At 73.4% G+C, this 20,466-nt stretch carries 18 protein-coding genes; 13 read left to right on the top strand and 5 right to left on the bottom strand.

The window, feature by feature from the left end:
• Positions 1 to 99 precede the first annotated feature (99 nt).
• From IE321_RS11950 to yicI, 5 genes are all read right to left on the bottom strand, one after another.
• Positions 100 to 651 carry a hypothetical protein gene (locus tag IE321_RS11950; protein WP_190222830.1) on the bottom strand — a complete coding sequence of 184 codons (552 nt, stop codon included), beginning with the start codon at positions 649 to 651 and terminating at the stop codon, positions 100 to 102.
• 207 nt (positions 652 to 858) lie between these two features.
• On the bottom strand, positions 859 to 1,713 hold the full coding sequence (locus tag IE321_RS11945) for an NAD(P)H-binding protein (protein ID WP_190222829.1): 855 nt from the start codon (positions 1,711 to 1,713) through the stop codon (positions 859 to 861).
• A 155-nt stretch (positions 1,714 to 1,868) separates the two neighbouring features.
• A complete protein-coding gene (locus tag IE321_RS11940) occupies positions 1,869 to 2,357 on the bottom strand; it encodes a VOC family protein (RefSeq protein WP_190222828.1) in 489 nt (162 codons plus the stop codon).
• A gap of 84 nt (positions 2,358 to 2,441) precedes the next feature.
• A complete protein-coding gene (locus IE321_RS11935; RefSeq protein WP_190222827.1) occupies positions 2,442 to 3,302 on the bottom strand; it encodes an alpha/beta fold hydrolase in 861 nt (286 codons plus the stop codon).
• Positions 3,303 to 3,407: 105 nt separating this feature from the next.
• Positions 3,408 to 5,648: an alpha-xylosidase gene (yicI, locus tag IE321_RS11930; RefSeq protein ID WP_190222826.1), complete on the bottom strand. Its 2,241-nt coding sequence runs from the start codon at positions 5,646 to 5,648 to the stop codon at positions 3,408 to 3,410.
• A gap of 354 nt (positions 5,649 to 6,002) precedes the next feature.
• Here yicI and IE321_RS11925 point away from each other — a divergent pair, with 354 nt between their 5' ends.
• The 13 genes from IE321_RS11925 to IE321_RS11865 form a co-directional block, all read left to right on the top strand.
• Positions 6,003 to 6,686: a GntR family transcriptional regulator gene (locus IE321_RS11925; RefSeq protein ID WP_190222825.1), complete on the top strand. Its 684-nt coding sequence runs from the start codon at positions 6,003 to 6,005 to the stop codon at positions 6,684 to 6,686.
• A gap of 2 nt (positions 6,687 to 6,688) precedes the next feature.
• Positions 6,689 to 7,591 (top strand): dihydrodipicolinate synthase family protein, encoded by a 903-nt coding sequence (locus IE321_RS11920; RefSeq protein ID WP_190222824.1) that lies wholly within the window; start codon positions 6,689 to 6,691, stop codon positions 7,589 to 7,591.
• The gene (gene araD / locus IE321_RS11915) at positions 7,588 to 9,501 is read left to right on the top strand and encodes an L-arabinonate dehydratase (protein WP_226652724.1); all 1,914 of its coding nucleotides are present in this window, start codon (positions 7,588 to 7,590) and stop codon (positions 9,499 to 9,501) included. The genes IE321_RS11920 and araD overlap by 4 nt, the downstream gene beginning before the upstream one ends.
• Before the next feature lie 149 nt (positions 9,502 to 9,650).
• Positions 9,651 to 10,589 (top strand): carbohydrate ABC transporter permease, encoded by a 939-nt coding sequence (locus IE321_RS11910; RefSeq protein WP_043225632.1) that lies wholly within the window; start codon positions 9,651 to 9,653, stop codon positions 10,587 to 10,589.
• Positions 10,586 to 11,506: a carbohydrate ABC transporter permease gene (locus IE321_RS11905; RefSeq protein ID WP_043225634.1), complete on the top strand. Its 921-nt coding sequence runs from the start codon at positions 10,586 to 10,588 to the stop codon at positions 11,504 to 11,506. Before IE321_RS11910 ends, IE321_RS11905 begins: the two co-directional genes overlap by 4 nt.
• A complete protein-coding gene (locus IE321_RS11900; protein ID WP_190222823.1) occupies positions 11,503 to 12,672 on the top strand; it encodes a Gfo/Idh/MocA family protein in 1,170 nt (389 codons plus the stop codon). Before IE321_RS11905 ends, IE321_RS11900 begins: the two co-directional genes overlap by 4 nt.
• Positions 12,669 to 13,514 (top strand): DUF6807 domain-containing protein, encoded by an 846-nt coding sequence (locus tag IE321_RS11895; RefSeq protein WP_190222822.1) that lies wholly within the window; start codon positions 12,669 to 12,671, stop codon positions 13,512 to 13,514. The genes IE321_RS11900 and IE321_RS11895 overlap by 4 nt, the downstream gene beginning before the upstream one ends.
• Positions 13,511 to 15,079 carry a glycoside hydrolase family 43 protein gene (locus tag IE321_RS11890; protein WP_226652725.1) on the top strand — a complete coding sequence of 523 codons (1,569 nt, stop codon included), beginning with the start codon at positions 13,511 to 13,513 and terminating at the stop codon, positions 15,077 to 15,079. The genes IE321_RS11895 and IE321_RS11890 overlap by 4 nt, the downstream gene beginning before the upstream one ends.
• 85 nt (positions 15,080 to 15,164) lie before the next feature.
• The gene (locus IE321_RS11885) at positions 15,165 to 16,502 is read left to right on the top strand and encodes an ABC transporter substrate-binding protein (protein ID WP_190222821.1); all 1,338 of its coding nucleotides are present in this window, start codon (positions 15,165 to 15,167) and stop codon (positions 16,500 to 16,502) included.
• A complete protein-coding gene (locus tag IE321_RS11880) occupies positions 16,499 to 17,323 on the top strand; it encodes a rhamnogalacturonan acetylesterase (RefSeq protein ID WP_190222820.1) in 825 nt (274 codons plus the stop codon). The genes IE321_RS11885 and IE321_RS11880 overlap by 4 nt, the downstream gene beginning before the upstream one ends.
• 12 nt (positions 17,324 to 17,335) lie before the next feature.
• Complete coding sequence (locus IE321_RS11875; protein ID WP_190222819.1) at positions 17,336 to 18,631, top strand: pectate lyase family protein; 1,296 nt, start codon at positions 17,336 to 17,338, stop codon at positions 18,629 to 18,631.
• A 145-nt stretch (positions 18,632 to 18,776) separates the two neighbouring features.
• Complete coding sequence (locus IE321_RS11870) at positions 18,777 to 19,910, top strand: pectinesterase family protein (protein ID WP_190222818.1); 1,134 nt, start codon at positions 18,777 to 18,779, stop codon at positions 19,908 to 19,910.
• A 118-nt stretch (positions 19,911 to 20,028) separates the two neighbouring features.
• A partial coding sequence (locus IE321_RS11865) for a PRC-barrel domain-containing protein (protein ID WP_190222817.1) occupies positions 20,029 to 20,466 on the top strand: 438 nt, incomplete at its 3' end.

Below are 20,466 nucleotides of genomic sequence, written 5' to 3'. Positions count from 1 at the left end.
CGGCCGGGACGTACGCGGCGGTCTGCCGATGGCGCACGCGGATCCCGCGCGAGATCCGTGAGTAGTCGGATCCGCCCCCGCCAGGTGCCGGCCGGTCGCTCAGGGCCGCAGGCGCGGGGCCTCGTCGTCGGGTGTGTCCGGGGAGGCGAAGTGGAACGGCACCGAGAGGTGCTCGGCGAGCGCACGCCCCGCCCGCTCGGCGGCTGTCGCCACGGGGTGGCGCGAGGCGTCCTCCTCGTGCTCGCCGAGGTAGCGCTTGGCCGTCGACCAATAGACGGTGGCCATGGGGGCCTCTGCCGCCGGGTCGGTGGTGAGGGCCAGCAGCCGCACGAACCAGTCGTGGACGGTGTCCCCGTCCCAGACCGCCTCGATCGCGACGACGCGGCCCTCGCACCCGGCCGCCCGGCAGGCCAGGGACTCCAGGTCGAGGGGGCTCTCGGGCTCTCGGGCGATCCGGTCCCCATGGTGGAGATAGCGGTCATGGGCGATCAGCTGAGCGGTACCCACGCCTATGCCGTGGGGAACGAGGCCGACGGCGACGATGGCCCGCACCGCCATGAGAAGGGAGTCCTGAAGGACGTATCCGTCGATCTCGTCGCGGATCCCGGCAGGCAGACTCTCCCACCACTCGGTCCTGGCCGTCTTGTTCATACCCGTCGAAACCCCCGCCCCCTTGGAGGCCACGACACCGAGCCTCGGGCGACTCTACGTCGTCGCGACCGTGCACCCCCGCCCACGGCTTCGTGGCGGCCCTCGGCCGGAGGGTGTCGAGCCCGCTCCCCGGGGCGGGACCTCTCGTTCCGCTGCGGGTCCCCGATGACCCGGTCGTCCTCCGTCACGGCGGCGCGGAACCCGTGCTCAGCGGAAGTCCGCCACGTGGTCCTGCGCCCAGGCGCGGAAGGAGCGGGCCGGGGTGCCGGTGAGGCGCTCGACCTCGTCGTTGACCGGCTCGGGGTTGTCGATCATCTTCGCCTGGGCGGGCAGGACGGCGTCCACCAGGTCCGCGGGCCAGCCGGCGGCCCTCATCCGCTCGACGGCCTCGTCCAGCGTGGTCTCGTCGAACCGGAGGGGACGGCCGATCGCCTCGCCGATGAGGGCCACCTGCCGTTCCTGGGTGACGAGTTCGGGGCCGGTGAGCAGGGGGCGGGCGCCGATCAGGGTGTCGGTCGTCAGGGCGCGGACGGCGACGGCGGCCAGGTCCGCCTCGTGGATCAGGGGGCGGGCCAGCGCGGCCATCGGAGCCCGCACCACGCCGGTGGTGCGGATCTCCTCCGCCCACCCCAGCGCGTTGCTCGCGAATCCGGTGGGCCGCAGGGCGGTCCACTCCAGGCCCGACGCCTCGACCAGCCGCTCCAGCTCCGTGTGGAACAGGGTGATCGCCTCGCCGGGCTCCTCCTCCGCCCGGCTCCCGACGCCTGCGGACGACAGGTACACCACGCGCCGGGCGTGCTTCCCGATCGCGTCGATCACGTCCGCCGCGCCGTCGGCGCTCAGGAAGGGCCACACCAGGAACACCGCGTCGACGCCCTCCAGGGCCGCGCCCAGCGACGCGGGGTCGCCGAGGTCGCCGCGTACCGCCTGGACGCCCTCCGGGAGGTCGGCCGCCCCTCGTACGAGCGCCCTCACGGGCACTCCCGCCGCGTGCAGTCGGGCCACCACCGAGCCGCCGACCTTCCCGGTCGCGCCGGTCACCAGGATCCTGGGCTGTGTCATCACGCTCTCCTCGTCTCGCCGTCGGATGACACGACCTTCCGACATCAACCAAGGTTGAGGTCAAGCGCCGCCCCACGGCCTCTCCCTGGCCGCACGGTTCGCCGGGGCGGGCGGTGGTGTGCGGGTGGGCCCGGTGGCCGGGGCGGAGGGGCACGTCAGCGCAGCGCGCCCTGGACGTACTCCATCGCCTTCGTGAAGACGGGGTCGGAGAGGCGGCGGGCGGCCTCCTCCTCGTCGACGTCCTCGATGTGGGTCTGGATCCACCAGAGGTTGCCGAAGGGGTCGCGGACGCGGCCGACGAGGTCGCCGAAGAAGAGGTGGGTGACCTCGGTGACGGAGGTGCCGCCGGCCTCGACGGCGCGGCGGTGGACGGCCCGTGCGTCTTCCACGTAGAGCCGGACGAAGGCGGGGGTGGGTCCCCAGCCGGGCGGGCTGTCGAAGGCCATCAGGCGGCCGTCGCCGATCCGCAGTTCGGCGTGGCCGATCGTGCCGTCCGGGAGGACGAAGCGGCCCAGGTCCTCGGCCCCGAAGGCCCGCTCCAGGTAGTCGATGAGTCCGGCGGTGTCGGTGCCGATGATCCAGGGGGTGACGGTGGTGTAGCCCTCGGGGACGGCCTGGACGGGGGTGGAGGTGTGCTCGCTCATGGGGCCATGCTGGACCGCCACTAGGTCGGATTCCGTCCGCCATCCCGGGCGGTCGCGCCCTTGGTACCGCGCCCGTCCGTGCTGTCAGGCGGCCAGGAACCGTGTCAGCAGGCGGTTGAGCGCGTCGGGCCGCTCGGTGGGGAGGGAGTGGTGGGAGGCGTCCGGCAGGATGACGACGTCGGCCCCGGGCAGGAGGTCACGGGCCCTGGCCGCGACCCGGCGCGCGTCGTGGGTGCGGCTGCGTTCGGCCAGGAGGACCAGGGTCGGGACGGTGCAGGTCCGGAGCTCCTTCGGTCGGGGGCGGCGCAGGGCCACGACCTTGGATCGCACCGCCGTCGTGGTGCTGTCGAGGAAGTCCTGCCACCCGCGGTCCTCGGGGGGCCGGCCGGTCTCCCACAGCAGGAAGGACCGCTGCCGCGCGACGGTGGGCCGCAGGAGCGTGGGAAGCGCGCGCAGCAGGTAGCGCGGGCTCGGCCCGGCGAAGCAGTTGGTGGGGTCGAGGAGGGCCAGCCTGCTGACGCGGTGGGGCGCCCCCAGCGCGTAGCGCAGGGCGATCGCGGCGCCGTAGGAGTGGCCGCACCACCGCGCCTCGGCGAGGCCGAGCCCGTCCAGAACCGCGTCCAGCCACGCCATCAGGTCACCGGCGCCGCGCAGCGGTGCCCCGTCGTTGACGCTGCGGCCGAAGTCGCCCATGACGTCGACGGCGTACACCCGGTGGTCGCGGCTGAGCTCCTCGACGTTGCCGAACCACACCATGGAGGTGGTTCCGCCTCCGGGCAGCAGCACGAGCGGGGCGCCCGTCTCCGGACCGCAGACATGGACGCGGGTGGGGCCGTACGGCGTCGGCACGTCGATGCCGGTGACGTCCGCGGGCCAGCGTCGCAGCATCTCCTCGTACGCCGCGAAGAAGGTCCCCTGGTCACCGCTGTCGCCCCGCTGTTCCATGATGCCGCCCCCGCTGGTCCCGTAGCCGTCGTCCCGTACGTGCTCCCGCCCGGCCGTCCTCGCCGCACCCCTCGGGCCGGACGGGCGTGAGCCGGGGCCGTCGCCTCAGATCTCCAGGCCCTCCGTCAGCACCCGCGTACGGTACGGCAGGTCCGTGCCCGTCGCCGCGGTCTCCGGGCCGGTCGCCGTGTGCGTCACGGTGTAGACGGCCGCCGGGGCGCCCCGGTGGTCCGGGACCGTGACGGTGGTGGTGGCGCCCTCGGGGGCGCCGGGGGCCACCAGGAGGGTGAGGCCGTCGGGCCAGTCCGCGTCGGGGCGGTCCGAGGGCGCGGCCAGCGGGAGGACGGCGCCGGGGCGGACGTAGAGGGGGAGGCCGTCCAGGGGGTGGGTCTCGCGGCGCCAGCACGGGCCGGTGACGGTCTCGCCGGTGAGGAGGTGGGTCCAGGTGCCCTCGGGGACGTACACCTCGACCTCGCCGCCGGGGTCCATGACGGGGGCGACGAGGAGGTCGGGGCCGAGCATGTACTGGCGGTCCAGGGTGCGGGTCGCCGGGTCGCCGGGGAATTCGAGGAGCATCGGGCGCATGACGGGAACGCCCGTGGCGTGGGCCTCGGCGGCCGCCGCGTACAGGTAGGGCATGAGGCGGTGCTTGAGGCGGGTGAAGCGGCGGGCCACGGCGACCGCCTCCTCGCCGAACTCCCACGGCACCCGGTACGAGTCGCTGCCGTGCAGGCGGCTGTGGGAGGACAGCAGGCCGAAGGCGAGCCAGCGGGTGAAGACCTCCGCGTCGGGGGTGCCCTCGAAGCCGCCGATGTCGTGGCTCCAGAAGCCGAAGCCGCTGAGGGAGAGCGAGAGTCCGCCGCGCAGCGACTCGGCCATGGCCTCGAAGGAGGCCCAGCAGTCGCCGCCCCAGTGGACGGGGAACTGCTGGCCGCCGGCGGTCGCCGAGCGGGCGAAGAGGACGGCCTCGCCGGGCCCCCGCTCCTTCTCCAGGAGTTCGAAGACGGTGCGGTTGTACAGCTGGGCGTAGTAGTTGTGCATCCGCTCGGGGTCGGAGCCGTCGTGCCAGACGACGTCGGTGGGGATCCGCTCGCCGAAGTCGGTCTTGAAGCAGTCGACGCCCTGCGCGAGGAGCGGGCGGAGCTTGTCCTGGAACCAGGTGCGGGCGTCCGGGTGCGTGAAGTCGACGAGGGCCATGCCGGGCTGCCACAGATCCCACTGCCAGAGGTCGCCGTTCGGCCGCCGGACCAGGAAGCCGCGCTCGGCCGCCTCCTCGAAGAGGGCGGACTTCTGGGCGATGTAGGGGTTGATCCAGAGGCCGACGCGCAGGCCGCGGGCCTTGAGGCGGGCGAGCATGCCGTCCGGGTCGGGGAAGGTCTCGGGGTCCCAGGCGAGGTCCGACCACTGGTACTCGCGCATCCAGAAGCAGTCGAAGTGGAAGACGGACAGCGGGATGTCGCGGGCGGCCATGCCGTCGACGAAGGAGGTGACGGTCGCCTCGTCGTAGGGGGTGGTGAAGGAGGTGGTCAGCCAGAGGCCGAAGGACCACGGCGGGGGCAGGGCGGGACGGCCGGTGAGGGCGGTGTAGCGGCGCAGCACGTCCTTGGGGGTGGGGCCGGCGACGACGAAGTACTCCAGGGACTGGTCCTCGACGCTGAACTGCACCTGGCCGACGGCCTCGGAGCCGACCTCGAACGAGACCCGGCCGGGGTGGTTCACGAAGACGCCGTAGCCGCGCGAGGAGAGGTAGAACGGCACGTTCTTGTACGCCTGCTCGCTGCTGGTGCCGCCGTCGGCCTGCCAGATGTCGACGCTCTGCCCGTTCTTGACGAAGGGGGTGAAGCGCTCGCCGAGGCCGTAGACCTGCTCGCCGACGCCGAGCGCGAGCTGGACGGCCATGTGGTGGGCCCGGTCCGGGGTGGTCACGAAGGCGGTGCCCTTGCGGCCGGACCGGGTCAGGGGGCGGCCCTCCGCGTCCAGGAAGTCCAGGGTCCAGGGGCGCGCGCGGTCGAGCCGGAGGCGCAGCGGGCCGGAGGCGAGCTCCACGGTCGTGCCGTCCTCGCGGACCGTGCCGGCGGCGGGGTCGGGGGCGGCGAGCGCGAAGCCGGGGCCCCGGTGGGCCCTGCCCGCGTGGTGGGTGATCCGCACGCCGATCACGCCCTCCGCGGGGGCGTGGCACTCCACCGTGAGCAGCGCCGAGTTCAGGGTGTCGCCGCGGGTCTCGACCCGCTTGACGGAGGCGTACGCGGTGAAGCGGCCGGGGGCCACGCGCAGGTCGCGGACGTCGGTGGCGTACGAGGCGTGCACGCCCTCGCGCATCAGCCAGAAGCCGTCGGTGAACTTCATGCGGGTCCTTGGGGTGGGGTGGGGCGGGCGGGAGCGGGCCGGGGGCGTTCGGGCCGGGGCAGCCGTGCCGGGCCGGGCCGGTGGGGCGGGCGTACGGGCGGGCGTACCGGGCCCCCAATAGTTATCCCAGAAAACAAAACACGGGAACAGCCCCGCGACGATCACGGGCGGCCCGCCGTGGAAGCGCTCCCGCCAGGACGGATAGAAAACGCTTTCTCCAACCCTGCGCGAAGCATTGACGAAACACCGACGCCCCCTTAGCTTCATGCCCGTTGCACTTCGTACGTCATATATGAGACGCGATACACGAGATGCCGTACACCATGCGCCATACACGAGATCTGAGAGTGCTCCATGGCCTTCGCCCCCAGCCCCATCCCCTCCCGGACCCAGTACGTCCAGGAGGCGATCAAGCACGACATCCTCACCGGGGGGCTCAGACCCGGGCAGGCGCTCGTGGAGGCCGAACTCGCCGCGCGCTTCGGGGTCTCCAAGACCCCGGTGCGTGAGGCGCTCAAGACCCTCGCGGGCAGCGGACTCGTGGTCATGAGCCAGTACAAGGGCGTCACCGTGCGGATGGTCGACGCGGACATGGCCCGCGCCGTCTACGACGTCCGGCTGCTCCTGGAGCCCGAGGCCGTCCGCCGCGCGGTCGCCTCGGGCGCCCCGCTCGACGCCGCCCACGAGGCCCTCGCCCGGGCCGCCGGCGCCGACGACCCGGCCGAACGCTCCCTGGCCAACCGGGCGTTCCACCGCGCCCTCTACCTCCCCTGCGGCAACCCGCTGCTCGGGCGGATGCTCGACGAGGTGCGCGACCAGGCCGCGCTCGTCTCCACCGTCGCCTGGGCCGCCGTCCCCTCCTGGGAGCGGGAGGCGGCCGAGCACGAGGAGATCCTGCGGCTCGCCGCCGCGGGCGACGCCGACGGGGCGCGCCGGGCGGTCCACGCCCACATCGCCTCGTTCGTGGAGCGCGCCTTCCCCGCGAACCCCCTGGAGCCCGCCCCGGGTTCCTCCCCTCTGGACAGCGACAGCGAGTGACCATGAATTTCGAGACCCTTCGGGCCGCCCTCGCCGACGTCGTGGCCATCCCGGTCACGCCGTTCGCCGAGGACGGCCGGGTGGACTCCGCCGCGCACCGGGCGCTGCTGCGCCGGCTGCTCGACGGCGGGGTGCGCACCCTCACCCCCAACGGCAACACCGGCGAGTTCTACGCCCTGACCCCCGAGGAGCGCCGCGCGATCACCGAGGCCACCGTCGCCGAGGCGGCCGGCCGGGCGGTGGTCCTGGTCGGCGTCGGGCACGACGTGCCGACGGCCGTCGAGGCGGCCCGGCACGCCCGGGACACCGGGGCGCACATGGTGATGGTCCACCAGCCGGTGCACCCGTACGTCTCCGAGAGCGGCTGGGTCGACTACCACCGGGCCATCGCCGAGGCGGTGCCCGAGCTGGGCGTCGTCCCCTACATCCGCAACCCGCTGCTGAGCGGGGCACGGCTGGCCGAACTGGGCGCCGCCTGTCCGAACGTGGTGGGCGTCAAGTACGCGGTGCCGGACGCCTCCCGCTTCGCCGGCTTCGCCCGCGACGCCGGGCTCGACCGCTTCGTGTGGGTGGCCGGGCTCGCGGAGCCGTACGCCCCCTCGTACTTCTCGGCCGGCGCCACCGGCTTCACCTCCGGCCTGGTCAACGTCGCGCCCGCGCTCTCCCTGGAGATGCTGGAGGCCCTGCGCGCCGGCGACTACGGCACCGCGATGAAGGTGTGGGAGCGCATCCGCCGCTTCGAGGAGCTGCGCGCGGCCAACGGCAGCGCGGACAACGTCACGGTCGTGAAGGAGGCGCTCGCCGCACTCGGCCTGTGCCGCCGCGACATCCGCCCGCCGAGCCGCGAACTCCCGGAGGACGAGCGGTCCGAGGTGGCGACGATCGTCGGCGGGTGGCCGATATGAGCGGCGGGCACGGGACGGACGACGGGCGCGGAACGGCGGCCGGGGCGGCGACCCGGACCGCGACCGACGACGGGCACGCGGGCACGGCCCCGGCCGACGGCGGACCCGCGAACGCCACGGCGACCGCCACCGACGGCGGGCACGCCGACGCGGCCGGGACCCGCGGCGGGCGCCGCCCGGACGGTGCGCGGGAGGTGCGGCCCGAGGAGCTGCGGAGCCACCAGTGGTACGGCACCGACGGGCTGCGGTCGTTCAGCCACCGGGCGCGGACCCGACAGCTGGGCTACCTGCCGGAGGAGCACCTCGGCAAGCCGGTGATCGCGATCCTCAACACCTGGTCGGACATCAACCCCTGCCACGTGCACCTGCGCGACCGGGCGCAGGCCGTGAAGCGGGGGGTGTGGCAGGCGGGCGGCTTCCCGCTCGAATTCCCGGTGTCCACGCTGTCGGAGACCTTCCAGAAGCCGACGCCCATGCTCTACCGCAACCTCCTCGCCATGGAGACGGAGGAGCTGCTGCGCTCGTACCCGGTGGACGGGGCGGTGCTCATGGGCGGCTGCGACAAGACGACGCCCGCGCTGCTGATGGGCGCCGCCTCGGTCGACCTGCCGACGGTCTTCGTGCCGGCCGGGCCGATGCTGCCGGGGCACTGGCGCGGGGAGACCCTCGGCTCCGGCACGGACATGTGGAAGTACTGGGACGAGCGGCGGGCCGGCACCATCGGCGACTGCGAGCTGGCCGAGCTGGAGAGCGGTCTGGCCCGCTCCCCCGGCCACTGCATGACGATGGGCACGGCGTCGACGCTGACCGCCGCGGCGGAGACCCTGGGCGTGACCGTGCCGGGCGCGTCCTCGGTGCCGGCGGTGGACTCGGGGCACGACCGGATGGCCGCCGCGTCGGGACTGCGGATCGTGGAGCTGGTCCGTCAGGACCTCAGGCTCTCGCGGCTGCTGACCCGGGAGGCGTACGAGGACGCGGTCGCCGCCGTGCTGGCGCTGGGCGGCTCGACCAACGCGGTGATCCACCTGATCGCGATGGCCGGCCGGTCGGGCGTGAAGCTGACGCTGGACGACTTCGACCGGATCGCGCGGACGGTGCCGGTGCTCGCGAACCTGCGGCCCGGCGGGAAGCACCTCATGGAGGACTTCCACTTCGCCGGCGGGATGCGCGGCTTCCTGTCGCGGATCACCGACGTGCTGCACCTGGACCGGCCGACGGTCTCCCACGCCACCCTGCGGGAACAGCTCGACGGTGCCCTCGTGCACGACGACGACGTGATCCGGGAGCGGCACCGGCCGCTGGCGGCCGAGGGCGGACTCGCGGTGCTGCGGGGCAACCTGTGCCCGGACGGGGCGGTCGTCAAGCACGTCGCCATGGAGCAGCGGTTCCTCAAGCACACCGGACCGGCCGTCGTCTTCGACGACTACCGCACGATGCAGCGGACCATCGACGACCCGGCGCTCGGCATCACCGCCGACCACGTCCTGGTGCTGCGCGGCGCCGGGCCGAAGGGCGGCCCGGGGATGCCGGAGTACGGGATGCTGCCGATCCCGAAGTACCTCCTGGAGCAGGGGGTGCGGGACATGGTCCGGATCTCGGACGCCCGGATGAGCGGCACGAGCTACGGCGCGTGCGTGCTGCACGTGGCGCCGGAATCGCATGTCGGCGGACCCCTTGCCCTGGTCCGCACGGGCGATACGATCACCCTCGACGTCGCGGCCCGCTCCCTCCATCTGCACGTCGCGGACGAGGAGCTGGAGCGTCGCGGGGCCGCGTGGACCCCGCCGCCGGCCCGGTACGAGCGCGGCTACGGCGCGCTGTACATGGAGCAGATCTCCCAGGCCGACACCGGCTGCGACTTCGAGTTCCTGGCCCGGCCGGGGACGACCCCCGATCCGTACGCGGGCTGACTCCCCGCCCTGTCCCCCACCGCCCCTCTCGTTCGAGATACCGAACGTCGTTCGCGAAGCGCTTCACCTCTGATAGAAAGCGCTTTCTGGACGTCTTTCGGACACCTCTCGCACTCCGCACCGCCCGCCCGAGAACGGAGCCGCCCGTCATGGCCACAGCTGTGACCAAACCGCCCCGAGCCACCACGGCACGGGGGCGCCGCCGCACGGGAGCGACCCCCCGCCGGCTGCCGTATCTGCTCATAGCCCCCGCCGGCCTGCTGATGCTGGGCTTCATCGCCTACCCCGTGCTGAGCGTCTTCTACTACAGCCTCCAGCACTACAACCCCACCAAGCCCTGGCGGAACGGCTTCGCGGGCCTGGACAACTTCACGAAGATCTTCACCGACGACCCGCACTTCTGGGGCACGCTCACCTTCAGCCTCAAGTGGGTCGTGGTCGAGGTCTCGCTCCAGCTGCTCTTCGGGCTGGCGCTCGCCCTCATCGTCAACCAGACCTTCGCCGGCCGGGCGCTGGGACGCGCCCTGGTCTTCTCGCCGTGGGCCGTCTCGGGCGTGCTCACCTCCGCGATCTGGGTGCTGCTCTACAACTCGCAGACCGGAATCACCCGTTATCTGGCGGACCTCGGCATCGGCGAGTACGGCACCTCGCTGCTCTCCGACACCGGCACCGTCTTCTGGGCGGCGATCGTCGCCGACCTCTGGCGCGGCGTGCCCTTCTTCGCCATCCTCATCCTCGCCGACCTCCAGTCCATCCCGGGCGACCTGTACGAGGCCGCCGAGGTCGACGGCGCGGGCCGGCTGCGGCAGTTCTTCCACATCACGCTCCCGCACATCCGGGACGCGATCGTGCTCTCCACCCTGCTGCGCGCGGTGTGGGAGTTCAACAACGTCGACCTCCTCTACACCCTGACCGGCGGCGGGCCCGCGGGCGTCACCACGACCCTCCCGCTGTACGTCGCCGAGACCAGCGTCGACGCCCACAACTTCGGCTACGCCTCCGCCCTCACCACGGTGGCGTTCGTGATCCTTCTCTTCTGCTCGATCGTCTATCTGCGCCTGAGCAAGTTCGGAGGCGACAGCAAGTGACCGCCGCAGCCACCCGCACCCGCACCGCGCCCGCCGACGGCGCGACGCCCCCCGCGCAGCCGCCGGAGGGCACCCCGCCCACCGCCGCCCGCACGCGGCACCGGGCCTGGGACGAGGTCCCCCGCTGGCAGATCTACCTGCCGCTCGGCGTCTACCTCGTCTTCACCCTCGTCCCCTTCTACTGGATCTTCCTCTTCGCCGTCCGCCCGGCCGGATCGACCTCGCTGCTGCCCTGGCCGATGACGACCGAGCACTTCGAGAAGGTCTGGACCGAACGCAGCTTCGGGGTCTTCTTCCAGAACAGCCTGCTCATCGGCGTCGCGGTGCTCATCAGCACCACGGTGGTCGCGCTGGCCGGCGGATACGCCCTCGCCCGCTTCGACTTCCGGATCAAGAAGGGCTTCATGCTGGCCCTGCTCTGCTCCCAGTTCGTGCCCGGCGCCCTGCTCCTCGTCCCGCTCTTCCAGATCTTCGCCGAACTGAAGATGATCAACTCGATCGGCAGCGTCATCCTCGCCGAGACCGTCTTCCAGCTCCCGCTGTCGATGATCCTCATCAGCGGCTTCATCCGGAACGTGCCCCCCTCCCTGGAGGAGGCCGCCTGGGTCGACGGCTGCAACCGCTTCCGCGCCTTCCTGATCGTGGTGCTGCCGCTGCTGCGGCCCGGGCTCGTCGCCGTCGGCTCCTTCGCCTTCGTGCACGCCTGGAACCACTTCCTCTTCGCCCTGATGTTCCTCAGCAGCCAGAGCAAGCAGACCATCCCGGTCGGCCTCAACACCCTCATGGGCGCCGACAGCGTCGACCTCGGCGCGCTCGCCGCGGGCGGCGTCATCGCCGCCGTCCCCGTCGTGATCGTCTTCGCCTTCATCCAGAAGTGGCTCGTCACCGGCTTCAGCGCCGGGGCGGTGAAGGGATGAGCCCCGTGCACGAGACCGAACCCCTGCCCGTCGTCCTCGCCGGCGCCCGCGGCCACGGCCGCAGCCACCTCCTCAACATCCACCGCCTGGAACGGCTCGGCCTGGTCCGCCTCGCCGGCGTCTGCGAACTGCGCCCGCTCGACGCCGCCGAGCTCGACGGCCTCGGCGACCCCGCCCAGTCCGACGACTTCGAGGCGCTGCTCGCCGCCACCGGCGCGAGGATCGCGGTCCTCAGCACCCCGATCCAGACCCACACGGACATGACGCTGGCCGCCGCCCGGCACGGCGCCGACATCCTCCTGGAGAAGCCGCCGGCCCCGTCCTACGCGGAGTTCCGCCGGATGGCCGACGGGGTCGCGGCGGCCGGCGCCGCCTGCCAGATCGGCTTCCAGTCGCTCGGCTCGCACGCCGTCCCCGCCGCCCGCCGCCTCATCGCCGACGGTGCGATCGGCGAGGTCCGGGGCGTCGGCGCGGCCGGCGCCTGGGTCCGCGACGAGGCGTACTTCCGGCGGGCCCGCTGGGCCGGCCGGCGCCGGCTCGACGGCGTCGACGTCGTCGACGGCGCGCTGACCAACCCGCTCGCCCACGCCGTCGCCACCGCCCTCGCGCTCGCCGGGACCACCCGCGCCGAGGACGTGACCGGCATCGAGACCGAGCTGTTCCACGCGCACGCCATCGAGTCCGACGACACCTCCGCCGTCCGGATCACCACCACCGCCGGCTTCCCGGTCACCGTCGCCGCCACGCTCTGCGCGGAGGAGAACGGCGAGCCGTACGTCGTCGTGCACGGCACCCGCGGCCGGATCACCTTCTGGTACCGCGAGGACCGCGTCCTGCTCCAGCGGGCCGGACACGGCCCGGAGGAGATCGTGCACGGCCGCACCGACCTCCTGGAGAACCTGCTCGCGCACGTCACCGACGGCACCCCGCTGTGCGTGCCGCCGGACGCGACCGGCGCCTTCATGCGGGTCGTCGAGGCGGTCCGCACAGCCCCCGACCCGCTGCCGCTGCCCGCCGCGCACTGGCGCGCCGAGCCCGGCGAGAGCGCCCCGCGCCGGGTCGTGGCGGACGTGGAGAAGCTGGTCGACGCCAGCGCCGAACAGCTGCGGCTCTACTCCGAACTCGGCGCCCCCTGGGCGTCGCCGGCCCCGGCGGAGGCCCGATGAGCACCGGGTCCACCACCGTGCTGCGGGCCGCGGGCCGCACGGTCGCCCACTGCGTGACCCGGCCGGCGCTCGCCGCCGACCACTCCCCGCGCCCCTACCTCCACCCGGTGACGACGCTCGCCGGACGGGCCGTCACCGAGGTGCTGCCCGAGGACCACGTGCACCACCTGGGCGTCTCCGTCGCCGTCCCGGACGTCGCCGGGCACAACTTCTGGGGCGGCCGGACCTTCGTCCGCGACCGCGGATCGGTGGCGCTCGACAACCACGGCGTCCAGCGCCACGACGGCTTCAAGCTGTGCGACCCGGACGGCTTCGTCGAGGAGCTGAGCTGGACCGCGGGCGGCGAGCGGCTGCTCGCCGAGCACCGTACGGTCGCCGCCGCCGCCCTCACCGACACGGCCTGGGCCCTCGACCTGACCTTCTCCGTCGCCAACGTCTCCGGCCGCGACCTGTCGATCGGCAGCCCGGCCACCAACGGACGCCCGGGCGCCGCGTACGGCGGCTTCTTCTGGCGGGCGCCCAAGGAGGCCGCCGCGCCACGGGTGTTCGGCCCCGGGGCGGACGGCGAGGAGGCCGTGCACGGCACCCGCGCCGACTGGGTGGCGATGTGCGGCGACGGCTGGACGCTGGTCTTCGCCGGGGCGACCGCGACGACCCGGCGCGACCCGTGGTTCGTGCGGGCCGCCGAGTACCCGGGCGTCGGCTCCTCCCTCGCGTACGGCGAGCGGCTCGCGGTCCCGGCCGGCGAGACCTTCGTCCGGCGCGTGGTCACGGTCGTCGCCGACGGGCGGCTGGACCGGGACGGGGCCGCGGCCCTGGTGCGCAAGGCGGTGGCGTCGTGACCGGCCCGCCGGTGCCCGAGGTCACCGGGGACCTGGGGGACGGCACGTACCGCAACCCGGTCCTGGCGGCGGACTGGTCCGACCCCGACGTGGTCCGGGTCGGCGGGGACTTCTACCTCACCGCCTCCAGCTTCGGACGGGCGCCCGGGCTGCCGCTGCTGCACTCCCGCGACCTGGTCAACTGGACGCTCGTCGGGCACGCCCTCGCCCGGCTCGAACCCGAGGAGGCGTTCACCGTCCCCCGGCACGACCGGGGGGTGTGGGCGCCGTCCCTCCGCCACCACGACGGCCGCTTCTGGATCTTCTGGGGCGACCCCGACCACGGGATCTTCCAGGTCAACTCACCGGCGATCGAGGGTCCCTGGACCCGCCCGCACCTGGTCAAGGAGGGCCTGGGCCTGATCGACGCGTGCCCGCTGTGGGACGAGGAGACCGGCGAGGCGTATCTGGTGCACGGCTGGGCCAGATCCCGGGCCGGGTTCAACAACCGGCTGACCGGACACCGGATGAGCCCGGACGGCGACAAGGTCCTCGACGAGGGCCGGACCCTGGTCGACGCCGACCTGCTGCCCGGCTGGTTCACCCTGGAGGGGCCCAAGACCTACCGGCACGACGGACGGTTCTGGATCCTCGCCCCGGCCGGCGGCGTCGCCACCGGCTGGCAGGGCGCCTTCCGCGCGGACTCCTTCTTCGGACCGTACGAGGAGCGGATCGTCCTCTCCCAGGGCGACACCGACGTCAACGGCCCCCACCAGGGCGGCTGGGTGCGCACCGGCGCCGGCGAGGACTGGTTCCTGCACTTCCAGCAGACCGGCGCGCACGGGCGGCTCGTCCACCTCCAGCCGATGCGCTGGGACGCGGACGGCTGGCCGGTGATGGGCGACGACGGCTCCCCCGTACGCGTCCACCGCAAGCCGGACCTTCCGGTGGGCCCGGCGGCCCGGCCAGCCGTGGACGACGGCTTCCCCGGCGGCGCGTTCGGACCGCAGTGGCAGTGGACCGCCAACCCCGGCGCGGACTGGACGCGTCCGCACGAGGGGCGGGGGCTCCGGCTCACCTGCGTCCGTACGGACCGGGCCGACGACCTGCGGTCGGTGCCCCACGTGCTGACCCAGCGGCTGCCGGCCGGGGCCCGGACCGCGGAGGTCCGGCTGCGGCTGGCTTCCGACACCCCCGGGGCCCGCGCCGGACTGGTCGTCCTCGGTGACGCGTACGCCTGGATCGGACTGGAACGGGCCCCCGACGGGCGGCCGCTGCTCGCCCACCGCTTCGCGCCGGGCAACGCCGACCGGGAGCGCGACGCGGCCCGGGCCGTGCCGCTGCCGACCGGCACCGACACGGTGCTGCTGCGGGTCGAGGTCACCGCCGACGCCCGCTGCCGCTTCTCCTACGACGCCGGCGGGGGACCCGTCCGGCTCGGCCCCGAGTTCGCGGCCACCCCCTGGCGGTGGGTGGGCGCCCTGTTCGGCCTGTTCGCCGCGGCGCCCGAGGGCGAAGGGCACGCCGGGACGGGCGTGTTCACGGACTTCCGCAGCGCCGCCCCCGACACCGCCGCCGCCCGCTGAACCACGACGGGCCCGGCGACTCCCCCACACCCCCCTCCCATCCCCGCACCACCCCGAGCACCACCCCGAGAGAAGAGAGCCGACGATGACCATCTTCCCCGGACGGCGCAGAGCCGCCCTCGCCCTCGCCCTCTCCGGCGTCCTCGCGCTGACCGCCACCGCCTGCGGTGACGACGGCAGCGGCGGCGCCGGCGGCGAAGGCACCGAGGGATCGGGCAAGGGCAAGATCACCTTCTGGGACAACAACGGCGGTGTCCGCACCGACGTCTGGAAGGAGATCATCGCCGACTTCGAGAAGGCGAACCCGGACATCGACGTCGAGTACGTCGGCGTCGCCTCCAAGGAGGTGCAGTCCAAGTACGACACCGCCATCCAGGGCGGCGCGCTTCCGGACGTCGGCGGCGTCGGCGCGGCGATGCTCGCCGGGATCGCGGCGCAGGGCGCGCTGGAGCCGCTCGACAAGCGGATCGAGGGCAGCGCGCTCTTCGGCAAGCTGAACCCCGGCATGGTCGAGTCCGTCAAGGCCGCCGGCGGCCAGGACAAGCTCTTCACCGTCCCCACCTCGGCCAGCAACGGCGTCCTCTACTACCGCACCGACCTGTTCAAGGCGGCCGGCCTGGAGGAGCCGACCACCTGGTCGAAGTTCTACACGGCGGCCGAGAAGCTCACCGCCAGGGGCGAGAACCGCTTCGGCTACACCATCCGCGGCGGCGCCGGCTCCATCGCCCAGGCGCTCGACGCCATGTACGGCCAGAGCGGCATCCAGAGCTTCTGGGACGGCGACAAGACCACCGTCAACGACCCGAAGAACGTGGCCGCGCTGGAGAAGTACGCCGGCCTCTTCAAGAAGACGACCCCGGCGGCCGACGTCAACAACGACTTCACCAAGATGGTCGCCCAGTGGGACAGCGGCGAGATCGGCATGCTGAACCACAACCTCGGCTCCTACCAGGACCACGTGAAGGCCCTCGGCACCGAGAAGTTCCGCGGCATACCGAACCCGACCCTCGACAACGGCACCCGCGTGATGGTGTCCAACCCGGTCGACGGCCTCGGCCTCTTCTCCTCCAGCAAGAACAAGGCCGCCGCCTGGAAGTTCATCGAGTTCGCCGCCGGACACGAGTCCAACTCCAAGTGGAACAAGTCCGCCGGCGCCATCCCCGCCCACACCGAGGCGGCGGGCGACCCCTGGCTCCAGGAGGCCGAGCCGACCAAGCTCGCCGCCGAGGTCCTCTTCAGCGGCAAGGCCACCATCGTCCAGCTGCCCTACTACCTGCCCGACTGGAACACCATCTCCAAGGCCGACAACGAGGCCAACTTCCAGAAGGTGCTGCTCGGTTCGATGACCGCGAAGCAGTTCGCCGACACCCTCGCCGAGCAGCTGAACGAGGCCCAGGCCGAGTGGAAGCAGCAGAACAAGTGACGCTCGGCCGCCGCGGGGCCGTCGCGGCCGGGGCGGGCCTGGTGCTCGCCCTGGCCGGGCGGCCGGCCGCCGCCCGTGCCGAGGAGTCCGCCGCCGAAGGCTCCGCCCGCCCGCGCACGCTCTTCATCGCCGGGGACTCCACCGCCGCGCAGAAGTACGCCGACGCGGCGCCCGAGACCGGCTGGGGCATGGCGCTGCCGTTCTTCCTGCACCGGGAGACCGCGGTCGCCAACCACGCGGTCAACGGCCGCTCCACCAAGAGCTTCCTCGACGAGGGCCGCCTCGCGCCGATCACGGCCGCGCTGCGCCCCGGTGACGTCCTGCTCGTGCAGTTCGGGCACAACGACTCCAAGAGCACCGACCCCGCCCGGTACGCCGCCCCCTGGGGCTCCTACCAGGACAACCTGCGGGTCTTCGTCGAGGCGGCCCGCTCCCGGGGCGCCCACCCGGTGATCGCCACCTCCGTCGAACGGCGCCGCTTCGACGCCGCCGGGAACGCCCAGCGCTCGCTCGGCGACTACCCCGCCGCCGCCCGCGCGGTGGCCGCCGCCTCCGGCACACCCCTCCTCGACATCGAGGCGCTGTCGCTGGCGCTGTGGCAGCGGCTCGGCCCCGAGGCGACCAAGACGTACTTCAACTGGACCGCCACCGAGCAGGACAACACCCACTTCAACCCGCCCGGCGCCATCGAGGTGGCCCGGCTCGTCGCCCGCGAGCTGCTCCGCACCCGGGTCCTCGCCCCGCGCGAGACCCGCCGGCTCGACGACACCGTCCCCACCCGCTGGATCACCTGGCCCCCCGCACCCCCTTCCGCATCCTGAGGAGAACCGCGCGTGAACAGAAGCACGAAGCTCGGAGCGGTGGCCGCCGCCGCCCTCGTCCTCACCGTCACCGCGCCCGCCGCCGGCGCCCACTCCGGGCACCGCCCGGCCGCCGACCCGGCCCGCGCCGCCCTCCCCGCCGGCGACGGCTGGGCCTCCGAGGGCAGCGGCACCACCGGCGGCGCCGCCGCCGACGCCTCCCGCGTCTTCACCGTCACCACCTGGGCCGAGCTGCGCGCCGCCCTCGAAGCCCCCGGCACCGAGCCCCGCATCGTCAAGGTCGTCGGCACCCTGGACGCCGTCGAGGCCGGCTGCGCCGCCTTCGAGGCCCCCGGCTACGACTTCGACCGGTACCTCGCCGACTACGACCCGGCCGTCTGGGGGTACGAGAACGAGGTCACCGGCCCGCAGGAGGAACTGCGCGCCGCCTCCGCCACCGCGCAGGGCCGGGCCATCAAGGTCAAGGTGCCCGCCAACACCACCCTCGTCGGCGTCGGCCGCGACGCCACGATCCTCGGCGGCAGCCTCCAGGTCACCGGCGTCGACAACGTCGTGGTGCGCAACCTGAAGCTGGAGAGCCCGCTCGACTGCTTCCCGCAGTGGGACCCGACGGACGGCGCCACCGGCGCCTGGAACTCGGAGTACGACAGCCTCGTCGTGTACGGCTCCACCCACGTCTGGGTCGACCACAACACCTTCACCGACGGCCGCTACCCGGACAGTTCGCTGCCGGAGTACTACGGCGAGGTGTACCAGCAGCACGACGGCGAGCTGGACGTGGTGCGCGGCGCGGACCTCGTCACCGTCTCGTGGAACGTCTTCACCGACCACGACAAGACGCTGATGATCGGCAACAGCGACAGCGCGGGCGCCACCGACCGCGGCAGGCTCCGCGTCACCCTCCACCACAACCTCTTCGACGGCGTGGTGGAGCGGGCCCCCCGGGTCCGCTTCGGCCAGGTCGACGCGTACAACAACCACTTCAAGGTGCCGGACGCGAACTACGTGTACAGCCTGGGCATCGGACAGGAGTCGCAGCTCCACGCGGAGAAGAACGCCTTCACGCTCGGCTCCGGGGTGCCCGCCGGGCAGATCCTCAAGAAGTGGAAGGACGCGCCCGTGACCACCACGGGCAACTACGTCAACGGGCGGCCGGTCGACCTGCTGGCCGTCCACAACGAGCAGTTCCCGGCGGAGACGCTGCGCGGTGACGCGGGCTGGACGCCCACCCTGCGCACCCGGGTGGACCACCCGCTGGCCGTGCCCTTCCTCGTCGGCCTCCGCGCCGGCGCCGGCCGCCTGCGCTGACCTCCCCCCCCCCTGCCCCGGGCCGGGGCGGAGCGCGGCACACCCGTCCCGTCGCGCCCGCCCCGGCCCGGTCCCTTCCCGCGCCGCCCCTCCCCCTCCCCTTCCCTCTCCGTCCCTTCCCCCTGCTCAGCGAAGGAGCATCCGCATGCCCTCGCACCACCCCCGCACCCCTCTCGGCCGCCGGTCCCTCCTCGCCGGGGCCGGCGCGGCGCTCGCCGCGCTCGCCCTGCTCGCCGTCGCCGCGGCCGCCGCCCCCGCCGGCCCCTTCGGGCGGTACGGTTCGCCCGCGGCCCGGCTGTCCGCGAAGACGCTGTACGTCCACCCCGGAGGCCTCGGCGACCACACCTCCGTCCAGGCGGCGGTGAGCGCCGCGTCCGGGGCCGGGTGGACGCTGGTGCTCGCGCCGGGCACGTACCGGGAGACGGTCGCGGTCGGCGCGGCCCGGACCGGCATGACGTGGATCGGGGCGAGCGGGGACGCGAAGGACGTCGTCGTGGTGTACGACAACGCCGCCGGCACGCCGAAGCCCGACGGCTCCGGCACGTACGGCACCACCGGGTCGGCGACGGTCACCCTCCAGGCGGCGGACTTCACCGCGCACGCGGTGACCTTCGCCAACGACTTCCTCCGCACCGACCTGCCGGGGAACCCAGGCACGCAGGCGGTGGCGCTGAAGGCGCAGGGCGACCGCTCGGCGTTCTTCCACTGCCGGTTCCTGGGACACCAGGACACGCTGTACGCGGACTCGATGTCCCTGGCGGCCTTCGCCCGGCAGTACTTCGCGCACTGCTACGTCGAGGGGGACGTGGACTTCGTCTTCGGACGGGCCACGGCGGTCTTCGAGCACTGCCACTTCCGGACGCTGGTCCGCACCGATCTCGCGGGCGCCCCGTACGGCTTCGTCTTCGCCCCGTCGACGGCCCGCGCCAACCCGTACGGCTTCCTGGCCTCCCGGTGCCGGGTGACCAGCGAGGCGCCGGACGCCTTCTACAAGCTGGCCCGCCCGTGGGTGCCCGGCTCGGACCCGACGGCCCGGCCGTCGCTGGTGGTCCGGGAGAGCGTGCTGGGCGCGGGCATCGACGCGGTGGCGCCGTACGCGGACATGCGGGCCGAGTACCCCTGGCAGGAGCAGCGCTTCGCCGAGTACCGCAACACCGGTCGCGGCGCGGAGGTCACCGTGCCGGAGAACCGTCCCCGGCTGACCCCCGCGCAGGCGGCGGAAGCGACCCGGACCGTCTACCTGGGCGACTGGAAGCCGGCGGCCCCGGTCTGCCCCTGACCCGTCGCTTCAACGGTCAACTGGTCAGAAATCAACCAAATCTGTGGTGCATATCAGCGTTTCGCCCTCATATCGCCGGTTAGTCGCCGGGTGACCTCGACAAGCCAGGAGGGTGGACATGATCGCCCAGGAGCAGATTCCCACTGTGCTGGACCATCCCGTGTACGACACCGAGGGCAAGAAGATCGGCGACGCGAAGCACGTCTTCCTCGACGACGCCACCGGCCGCCCGGAATGGGTCACCGTCAAGACCGGCATGTTCGGCACCAACGAGTCCTTCGTGCCGATCAAGGACGCCTCCGTGGTGAGCGACCACCTGGAGGTGCCCTACTCCAAGGACCGCGTCAAGGGCGCCCCGCACGTCGACGTCGACGGCGGCGGCCACCTCGACGCGAGCGAGGAGCAGCGGCTCTACGAGTACTACGGCATCGCCTGGGACGAGGCGTGGCAGCGGGCGAACGAGCCCGGTGACCGCGGCTGGGCCCGCGGCGACGGAGTGGGCGCGGCGGGCGCGGCGGGCGCGGCGGGCGCGGCCGGCCGCGCCGGCGCCGCCGGC

Origin of the sequence: Streptomyces hydrogenans (genome assembly GCF_014656075.1) — a bacterium.
Classification (GTDB): Bacteria; Actinomycetota; Actinomycetes; order Streptomycetales; family Streptomycetaceae; genus Streptomyces; species Streptomyces hydrogenans.
Note: the sequence above shows the minus strand (reverse complement) of the source record. Positions and strands in the feature narration are given on the sequence as shown.

Coding starts and splice junctions, on each gene's coding strand:
- IE321_RS11920 (WP_190222824.1), top strand. CDS start 6,689: ATGAATTTCGAGACCCTTCGGGCCGCCCTCGCCGACGTCGTGGCCATC.
- IE321_RS11935 (WP_190222827.1), bottom strand. CDS start 3,302: ATGGAACAGCGGGGCGACAGCGGTGACCAGGGGACCTTCTTCGCGGCG.
- IE321_RS11940 (WP_190222828.1), bottom strand. CDS start 2,357: ATGAGCGAGCACACCTCCACCCCCGTCCAGGCCGTCCCCGAGGGCTAC.
- yicI (WP_190222826.1), bottom strand. CDS start 5,648: ATGAAGTTCACCGACGGCTTCTGGCTGATGCGCGAGGGCGTGCACGCC.
- IE321_RS11870 (WP_190222818.1), top strand. CDS start 18,777: ATGCCCTCGCACCACCCCCGCACCCCTCTCGGCCGCCGGTCCCTCCTC.
- IE321_RS11950 (WP_190222830.1), bottom strand. CDS start 651: ATGAACAAGACGGCCAGGACCGAGTGGTGGGAGAGTCTGCCTGCCGGG.
- IE321_RS11925 (WP_190222825.1), top strand. CDS start 6,003: ATGGCCTTCGCCCCCAGCCCCATCCCCTCCCGGACCCAGTACGTCCAG.
- IE321_RS11900 (WP_190222823.1), top strand. CDS start 11,503: ATGAGCCCCGTGCACGAGACCGAACCCCTGCCCGTCGTCCTCGCCGGC.
- IE321_RS11895 (WP_190222822.1), top strand. CDS start 12,669: ATGAGCACCGGGTCCACCACCGTGCTGCGGGCCGCGGGCCGCACGGTC.
- IE321_RS11885 (WP_190222821.1), top strand. CDS start 15,165: ATGACCATCTTCCCCGGACGGCGCAGAGCCGCCCTCGCCCTCGCCCTC.
- araD (WP_226652724.1), top strand. CDS start 7,588: ATGAGCGGCGGGCACGGGACGGACGACGGGCGCGGAACGGCGGCCGGG.
- IE321_RS11910 (WP_043225632.1), top strand. CDS start 9,651: ATGGCCACAGCTGTGACCAAACCGCCCCGAGCCACCACGGCACGGGGG.
- IE321_RS11945 (WP_190222829.1), bottom strand. CDS start 1,713: ATGACACAGCCCAGGATCCTGGTGACCGGCGCGACCGGGAAGGTCGGC.